The following is an 8323-nucleotide window of genomic DNA, read 5'->3' on the forward strand; positions in this document are numbered from 1 at the left end:
GGCGAGGGCGTCGGCCGCCGCGCCCTCGCCCCCGGCGCCGTGGCAGCCGGCGCAGCGGGCGTCGAACAGGGCCGCGCCGGTCAGGGCGAGGCAGGCGAGCGGTCCGAACAGACGAAGCCGCAAAACTCTAACCCGCATGGCCGCCCACCACCGGGTTCGTCGCCCGCCCCTGATCGTCAGCGCACCCGGGGCAGGATCTGCTCGGCAAAGCGCCGCATCTCGGCCTCGAACGGCTGGAACTGCAGCATGAACAGGTCGATGCCGGCCGCGTGGAAGTCGCGGATGCGGGCCGCGACTGTGTCGTAGCTGCCGACGAGCCCGGCGGCCGTCCCGCCATTCGTCCCGACATGGCGGGTGGCGGCCGCATCGGTCTTGGCGAACATCACGCTCGCCGCGTCCGTGCGGGCCCGCGTGCCGGCCCGGAGCCCCGCGTCGCGGTTCGCCAGGGCCAGCAGGCGGGCGTGCTCGATCTGCGCCGCCGCGTCCGTCTCCCGCGCGATGACGAAGGCCGAGAGGCCGTAGCGCAGGGGCGCGGGGGCGGGCCGGGCGGCGACGTCGGCGATCAGGGCGGCGACGTCGTCCAGCGGCTGCCCGTTGATGAACCAGACGTCGGCCCGCTCCGCCGCCAGCGCCCGGGCCGGCTCGGATTCGCCGCCGAGGTAGATGGTCGGCCGTGCCCGAAACGTCCCGGCCGGGCGCAGCTGATAGTCCTCGACCCGGAAGTGCGGCCCCGCATGGGTGACGCGCTCGCCCCGCATCAGCCGGTCGACGAGGCCGATCCACTCGGCGCCGTAGGCGTAGCGCGCGTCATGGGCCGGAAACGGCAGGCCGGCCCGCTCGAACTCGGCCCGGTTCCAGGCATTCACGAGGTTGAGGGCGAAGCGGCCCCGCGCGATGTGCTCGATCTGCAGGGCCATCTTGGCCAGCACCACGGGGTGGTAGAGCCCCGGCTTGATCGCCGCGATGATCTCGATGCGCCGGGTCAGCGCCGCCAGCGCCGCCGAGGCCGTCCAGGCTTCGAGCTGGTCGCGCCCGTCGTCGTAGGGGTTGGCCGTATGCTGGGCGACGAGGACGGCGTCGAAGCCGAGGGCCTCGGCCTCCAGCACGAGGGCGCGGTTGCGGTCCCAGCTGGCGTCGTCCGGCTCGTCCGGATCGTGATGGGCGGCGCGCGCGCCGTGGACGGCGGCCCAGATCCCGAAGCGCGGTGCGTTCGTCATCCGCCTCAACCTCGCTCGGGGGCGGGCTGCCAGATCTTCACCGCCGTCGCGTCGAGCTTGCGCGGGATCAGCTTGGCCTCGTGGAAGGTATCGGCGATGGCCTGCTGCTCGCCGAGTTCGGCGCGAACCACCGGTGTCACCGCGTAGGTCCGGCGCCGGTTCACCGTGGCGACGATGTCCGGGGCGAGGTCGCCCCAGATCGGCGCGAGGAGGGCCACGGCCGCGTCGGGCTCCGCCTTCACCCAGCGGCCGGCGTCCTGCAGGGCGTCGTAGACCACGGCGACCACGCGCGGGTTCTCGGCCACGAAGCGGTCGTTGGCGAGGTAGTAGCGGTGGTAGCTCGACAGGCCGGTGGCGTCGGCGAGCACCCGCACGGGGCGCTTGGCCTGCGCGATGGCGAGGAACGGGTCCCAGATCACCCAGGCATCGAGGCTGCCCTGGCCGAAGGCGGCGAGCCCCTCCGGCGCCTGGAGGTAGGCCGGCTTGATGTCGGCGAAGGTCAGGCCGGCGTTCTTCAGCGCCGCCGCCAGGATGAAGTGGCAGCCGGAGCCGCGCGAGACGCCGACCGTGCGGCCCCGGAGGTCGGCGATGGTGCGGATCGGCGACTCCGCCGGGACGATGATGGCCTCGGCCGAGGGGGCGCCGACCTCGCGGGCATAGAACGTCAGGGGCGCCTCGGCGGACTGGGTGAAGATCGGGACCGCATCGGCGACGTCCGCATGGAGGTCGACGGCCCCGGCGTTCATCGGCTCGATCACGCTCGTGAACAGGTGCCAGGACGGCGCGAACCCCAGGGGTTTCAGGCGCTCGTCGAGGGTGCCCCTGGCCTTCAGGACCGTGAGCAGGGTCGAGGAGCGCTGATAGCTCAGGCGGACGGTGCGCTCGGCGGCGTGGACCGCGGGTATCCCCAGGGGCAGGATCGCGCCCACGGGCAGGATCGCGGCAGCGCCGGAACCGGCGCGCAGGATCGTCCGGCGCGAGGGGGCTGCCCCGCGCGGCGTGTCGTCGGTCATCGATGGTCTCCGGATTGGTCGCCTCGCGCCGGGCATGGCCGGGGGACGCCCGACGAAAGGCACGGCCCCGATCGCCGGCCGCTCCGCCGCCCGATCACGATCCCGTGCCCCTGGTTTACAGGGGCCGATCAAGATTTCGCAAGGAAAGGGTTTTTTGTATTTTGGTCTCTTTGCGGACGAATGTTTTCATCGCTGCGCCAGCTGAAGATCAGGATTTCTCCAAAGCCTCGGGCTTATGGACTTCCGATGCCTTGCCAGGGCAAGCGCCCTGAGCCCCTCGGCGCCGAACGGCCGGCGCTCCCTGATCGCACCCGCCCGCTCCAGTTCGCGAAAACGCCTGACGGTCGGATGATCTTGAAGCGTCAATCGGACATGCAGCGTTCGCCCTGGACGGCACCGCCCGGCGGAGTCGCCGGAGCCAGGCAGCCGGACCTCGGCGACTTCTCAAAGCCCCAAAAAATAGATTTAACTGTCAATTTATATCTACACCCATGATGAGCAAGCCCCCTGCTTCCGTCCCTCGTGCCAGACGCGGCATGGCGTCTCGATGGGTTCCGTAGGGGCAGGGGATCACGGCCATTGACGCAGCGCCAGCCTCTCAATAGATGATATTCAACATTTTAATTTTCGGTCAGTCGTTGGGAGACGGGCAATGGATGCGAGATGGGTGCTCGGCCTCACGGGATTGGCTTTGGCGGCATGCTCGCCGGCCGAGACCGCCGTGACCCCGGAGCCGCCGCTGGTCCAGACCGTCGCGGTCGCCGCCGGGACGGGCGGGGTGTCGCGCTACACCGGGGTCGTCCGTGCCCGCACGGAGAGCAATCTCGGCTTCCGCGTCGGCGGCAAGATCTTCGAGCGCCTCGTCGATCCGGGCGACCGGGTGAAGCGCGGCCAGCCGCTGATGCGCCTCGACCGGACCGACTTCACCCTGGCGTTCACGGGGGCCCGGGCCTCCGTCGAGGCCGCCCGCGCGCAGATGATCCGGACCCGGGCCGACGAGGAGCGCAGCCGCAAGCTCGTCGGCGACGGCTGGACCTCGAAGCAGACCTACGACCAGAACAAGGCCGCGGCGGACGCGGCCATCGCCCAGTTCGCTAACGCCGAGGCCCAGGCGAGCCAGGTCTCGAACCAGGCCGGCTATTCCGAGCTCCAGGCCGATGCCGACGGCGTGGTGATGGAGGTGCCGTCCGAGCCCGGTCAGGTGGTCGCCGCCGGCCAGACCGTGGTCAAGCTCGCCCGCGACGGATCGCGCGAGGCGGAAGTCTTCCTGCCCGAGGCGAGCCGGCGCCTGGCGCAGGGCGCGGCCTCGGCGACGCTCTATGCCGAGGGCGAGGCGACCTATCCGGCGCGCCTGCGCGAGTTGTCCGCCACCGCCGATCCGGCGACCCGGACCTACCGGGCGCGCTACATCCTCTCGGGAGGCGGCGAGGACGCGCCCCTCGGCGCGACCGTGACGCTTCGGCTCAAGGCCGCCGACGCCGGCCGCGCCGCGGCGGTCGAGGTGCCCCTGGCCGCCCTGTTCGACACAGGGGGCGGCTCCGCGGTCTGGAAGTTCGACACGGCCACCGGCACCGTCACGGCGCAGCCCGTCGCCATCGCCCGCCTGTCCGAGGAAAGCGCGGAGGTCGCATCGGGCCTCAGCCCCGGAGAGCGCATCGTCGCCCTCGGCGCCCATCTCCTCAAGGCCGGCCAGACCGTGCGGCAGGCGCCCCCCGGCATGACGGGAGTCGCCCGGTGACCGGCTTCAACCTCTCCGCCCTGGCGGTCCGCGAGCGGGCCGTCACGCTGTTCCTGCTCCTCGCCCTCACCGGCGCCGGGTTCTTCGCCTTCCAGAAGCTCGGCCGTGCCGAGGACCCGGCCTTCACCGTGAAGGTGATGGCGGTCTCGGCCGCGTGGCCGGGGGCGACCGCGGAGGAGATGCAACGGCAGGTCGCCGACCCCCTGGAGAAGCGCCTGCAGGAGCTCGTCTACTACGACCGCGTCGAGACCACGGTCCGGCCCGGCCTCATGCTGATGAAGGTCATCTTCAAGGACAACATGCCGCCGGCCAAACTTCAGGCGGAGTTCTACCAGGCGCGCAAGAAATTGTCCGATCAAGCCTCCGGGCTGCCGCGCGGGGTGATGGGGCCGCTGTTCAACGACGAGTTCTCGGACATCTACTTCGCCCTCTACGCCCTCCAGGCCAAGGGGTTGCCGCACCGCCACCTCGTGACGCGGGCCGAAGACCTTCGGCAGCGCCTGCTCCGCGTGGCCGGCGTCGAGAAGATCAACATCCTGGGCGAGCAGGCCCAGAAGATCTTCGTCGAGATCTCGTACCAGCGCCTCGCGACGCTCGGCATCACCGGCCAGCAACTGCTGCAGTCGCTGGCCAACCAGAACGACGTCACGCCCGCGGGCTTCGTCGAGGCGGCGGGACCCCGCGTCTATCTCCGCCTCGACGGGGCCCTCGACGGCCTCGACGCGATCCGCAACCTGCCGGTGGCCGCCGGCGACCGCAGCCTCAAGCTCGGCGACATCGCCGAAATCAAGCGCGGCTACGAGGACCCCAAGTCCTTCGCGATCCGCAACGACGGCGAGCCGGCCCTGATGCTCGGCCTGGTGATGAAGCCCGGATTCAACGGCCTCAAGCTCGGCGAGGCCCTCAACGCCCAGGAGGTGGCGATCCACCACGAGACGCCCGCCGGCCTCTCGTTCACCAAGATCACCGATCAGGCCAAGGTCATCGACGACGCCATCCACGAGTTCATGGTCAAGTTCTTCACTGCACTCGGCGTCGTGATCTTCGTGTCCCTCGTGGCCCTCGGCTTCCGGGTCGGCATCGTCGTGGCCCTCGCCGTGCCGCTCACCCTGTCGGCGGTGTTCGTGGTGATGATGATCACCGGCCGCGACTTCGACCGCATCACACTCGGCGCCCTCATCATCTCCCTCGGGCTGCTCGTCGACGACGCCATCATCGCCATCGAGATGATGGTGGTGCGGATGGAGGAGGGTGCCGACCGCATCGAGGCGGCGACCCATGCCTGGAGCGCCACGGCCGCGCCCATGCTCACCGGCACGCTGGTGACCATCGCGGGCTTCCTCCCCGTGGGCTTCGCCGCCTCAACCGCCGGTGAGTATGCCGGCAACATCTTCTGGGTGGTGTCGTTCTCGCTGATCATTTCCTGGATCGTGGCCGTGACGTTCACGCCGTATCTCGGCGTCAAGCTGCTGCCGAACATCAAGAAGGTCGAAGGCGGCCACGAGGCGATCTACGCCACGAAGAACTACGAGCGCCTGCGCCGCGTCGTGCGGATGTCCGTCGACCACAAGTGGATGGCCGCCGGCATCATCGTGGCCCTGTTCGCCGGCGCCGTGGTCGCCATGGGCCGCGTCGAGCAGCAGTTCTTCCCGAACTCGGAACGGGCCGAGCTCATCGTCGAGGTGACCCTGCCGGCGGGCTCGGCCTTCGCCACCACGGAGGCCAGCGTCAGACGCGTCGAGGCGGCCGTGCGCGACCTGCCCGAGGCGCAAGAGATCACGAGCTACGTCGGCCAGGGCATGCCGCGCTTCGTGCTCTCGTTCGATCCCGAGCTGCCCGACCCGGCCTTCGCGCAGATCGTGGTGCAGACGGCCGACGCCCATGCCCGCGACGCCCTGCGGGGCAAGGTGCGGAAACTTGTCGACGCGGGCCGCTTCCCGGAGGCGCGGGTCCGCGTGCTCCAGATCGTGTTCGGCCCGCCGATCCGGTTTCCCGTCGCCTTCCGCGTCGTCGGCCCCGATCTCGACGTCATCCGCGGCATCGCGGCGGATGTCCGGGACGTCATGGCAGCCAACGCCAACATGCGCCTCGTCCACCTCGACTGGGGCGACAGGACCCCGACCCTCCATCTCGCCCTCGACCAGGAACGCCTGCGCCTGATCGGCCTGACCCCGAAGGAGGCCGGGCAGCAGCTTCAGAGCTACCTCAACGGGACGCCCGCGACCCAGGTCCGCGAGACTTTGCGCTCCGTCGACGTGCTGCTGCGCAGCCCCGGCCCGGAGCGGCGGTCCCTGGGCGAGATCGGCGATCTCACCCTGGCGACGAAGGACGGGCGCCAGGTCCCGGTGTCCCAGGTCGCGCGCCTGGAGAGCCGCAGCGAGGACGCGGTGCTCAAACGCTACAACCGCGAGACCTACATCCGCGTCCAGGGCGACGTGCTCGACGGCCGTCAGCCGCCGGACGTCCACGCCCAGGTCTTCCCCCTGCTCGACCCGATCAAGGCGAAGCTGCCGCCGGGCTACCGCATCGACACGGCCGGTGCCGTGGAGGAGAGCGAGAAGGCGATGATGTCGCTGGTGGCGGTGTTCCCGATCATGCTGATCGTGACCCTGACCGTCATCATGATCCAGGTCCGCTCGTTCACGACCATGTTCATGGTATTCGCCACCGCGCCGCTGGGCCTCGTCGGGGCTGCGCCGACCCTGCTGCTCTTCCACCAGCCCTTCGGCTTCAACGCGATCCTCGGGCTGATCGCCCTGTCGGGCATCCTGATGCGCAACACCCTGATCCTGGTGGACCAGATCCATCACGACCGCGCCTCCGGCCTGTCGGATTACGACGCCATCGTCGAGTCGACGGTGCGGCGGGCGCGACCCGTGATCCTGACCGCGGCGGCCGCGATGCTGGCCTTCATCCCGCTCACCCACTCGGTGTTCTGGGGAGCCTTGGCCTACGTCCTCATCGGCGGCGTCGGCGTGGGGACGCTGCTAACCCTGCTGTTCCTGCCGGCGCTCTACGCCCTGTGGTTCCGGGTCGCACGGGCGCCGAAAGCGGACGCCGTCCTGGCGGATGCCGGCCGGATGCCGGTTCCGGCCAAGTCCTGAGGCGATTCGAACCCATTCATGCCCCGGTCCCCGGGGCATCCGGGGATCGCGCGCCCGGATGGCGGGCGTGCGGTACGACGACCGGTCTGCGCTCCTGCCCCCTCGCGCAGGCCGGTCGATTGTCGTTGACGGCGCACCTGAGATCGAAGGCCGGGGGCAGCCCTTCTTTAGATGACACGATGCATTTATATGAGACGTCGAATTTGAGGATCAGGGAATGCCGAGAGTTTCGCAGGAGCAGGCCAGGCTCAACCGTCAGCGCGTCGTCGAGGTCGCGGCGGCCCTGTTCCGCGAGCGCGGGCTCCACGGCGTCGGCGTCGCCGACATCATGGCCTCCGCCGGCCTGACCCATGGCGGCTTCTACGGGCAGTTCGCCAACAAGGACGCCCTCGCCGCCGAGGCGTTCGACGCCGCGCTCGGCGAGGACCGGCGCGGGGACGTGGACACCATCCTGGCGAACTACCTGTCCCTCGGGCACGTCCAGGCACCCGGCAAGGGGTGTCCCCTCGCGGCCCTGGCCAACGACGTCTCGCGGGAAGCGCCGGGCAGCCCCGTCCGGACCCGGTTCACCCACGGTGTCGAGCGCTTGGCCTCCATCCTGGCTAACCTGACGCCGAAGGCATCGCGGGAGCGCCGTCGGCAAAAATCCCTCGCGGCGCTGTCGACGCTCGTCGGTGCCGTCGTCCTGGCACGGGCGGTCAACGACGAAGCGTTGGCGAACGATCTCCTCCAGGCGGCGCATGCCTCCGTCGCGTCCTGAACCCCGAGGACACCGCCGGGCACATGTTCCAGGCCGCCGTCATCGCTTGAGGCGCCCCTCACGGTGATGGCACTCCGGAACGGCGTCCTGCCCCCGATTCTCGGCCTCGCCGATTCCGACGGGGCCGGGCTGGACCGCGTCGGACCGATCGTCCCCCCATCGAGGGCGCCCCGTCGAACGGCTTCGGCCGGGCCGATGCGGGCATGGTCATCGGACGGATGCCCGAGGGCGACAGCGATGCTTTCCGTGTCCGGAGGCTGACCCCTGCGATCCGGCACAAGCCGGGTTGACGCTCTTCCCAGACCGTAATAGATGTTAATCGTAATTTTAATTGCACCGGCCGCCGGCTCGGCTACGACCGGTCCACGAGGAAAGTCAGGCCGCGATGATCAGCGCCAACCAGCACCATGACGAGACGCCGGAGGCCGAAGGCGTCGCGGCGGACGCGAACCGAACCCGGGCAGCGGCGTCCCCCGCCCCGGCATCCCCTC

General features: G+C 70.2%; 5 protein-coding genes. 3 read left to right on the forward strand and 2 right to left on the reverse strand.

The features are described 5' to 3' along the window. Positions 1-176: 176 nt before the first annotated feature. Positions 177-1217 (reverse strand): LLM class flavin-dependent oxidoreductase, encoded by a 1041-nt coding sequence (locus FV218_RS21105; RefSeq protein WP_147711429.1) that lies wholly within the window; start codon positions 1215-1217, stop codon positions 177-179. 5 nt (positions 1218-1222) lie between these two features. Then, entirely contained in the window at positions 1223-2230 is a 1008-nt protein-coding gene (locus tag FV218_RS21110) for an ABC transporter substrate-binding protein (protein ID WP_147711430.1), read from the reverse strand. A gap of 652 nt (positions 2231-2882) precedes the next feature. On the opposite strand from FV218_RS21110, the gene FV218_RS21115 reads away from it, so the two are divergent. From FV218_RS21115 to FV218_RS21125, 3 genes are all read left to right on the forward strand, one after another. Next, complete coding sequence (locus tag FV218_RS21115; protein ID WP_147711431.1) at positions 2883-3968, forward strand: efflux RND transporter periplasmic adaptor subunit; 1086 nt, start codon at positions 2883-2885, stop codon at positions 3966-3968. Next, positions 3965-7072 (forward strand): efflux RND transporter permease subunit, encoded by a 3108-nt coding sequence (locus tag FV218_RS21120; RefSeq protein WP_147711432.1) that lies wholly within the window; start codon positions 3965-3967, stop codon positions 7070-7072. The genes FV218_RS21115 and FV218_RS21120 overlap by 4 nt, the downstream gene beginning before the upstream one ends. 217 nt (positions 7073-7289) lie before the next feature. Then, complete coding sequence (locus FV218_RS21125) at positions 7290-7832, forward strand: TetR family transcriptional regulator (RefSeq protein WP_056096524.1); 543 nt, start codon at positions 7290-7292, stop codon at positions 7830-7832. Positions 7833-8323: the final 491 nt, after the last annotated feature.

The organism is Methylobacterium sp. WL69, assembly GCF_008039485.1.
Lineage (GTDB): Bacteria > Pseudomonadota > Alphaproteobacteria > Rhizobiales > Beijerinckiaceae > Methylobacterium.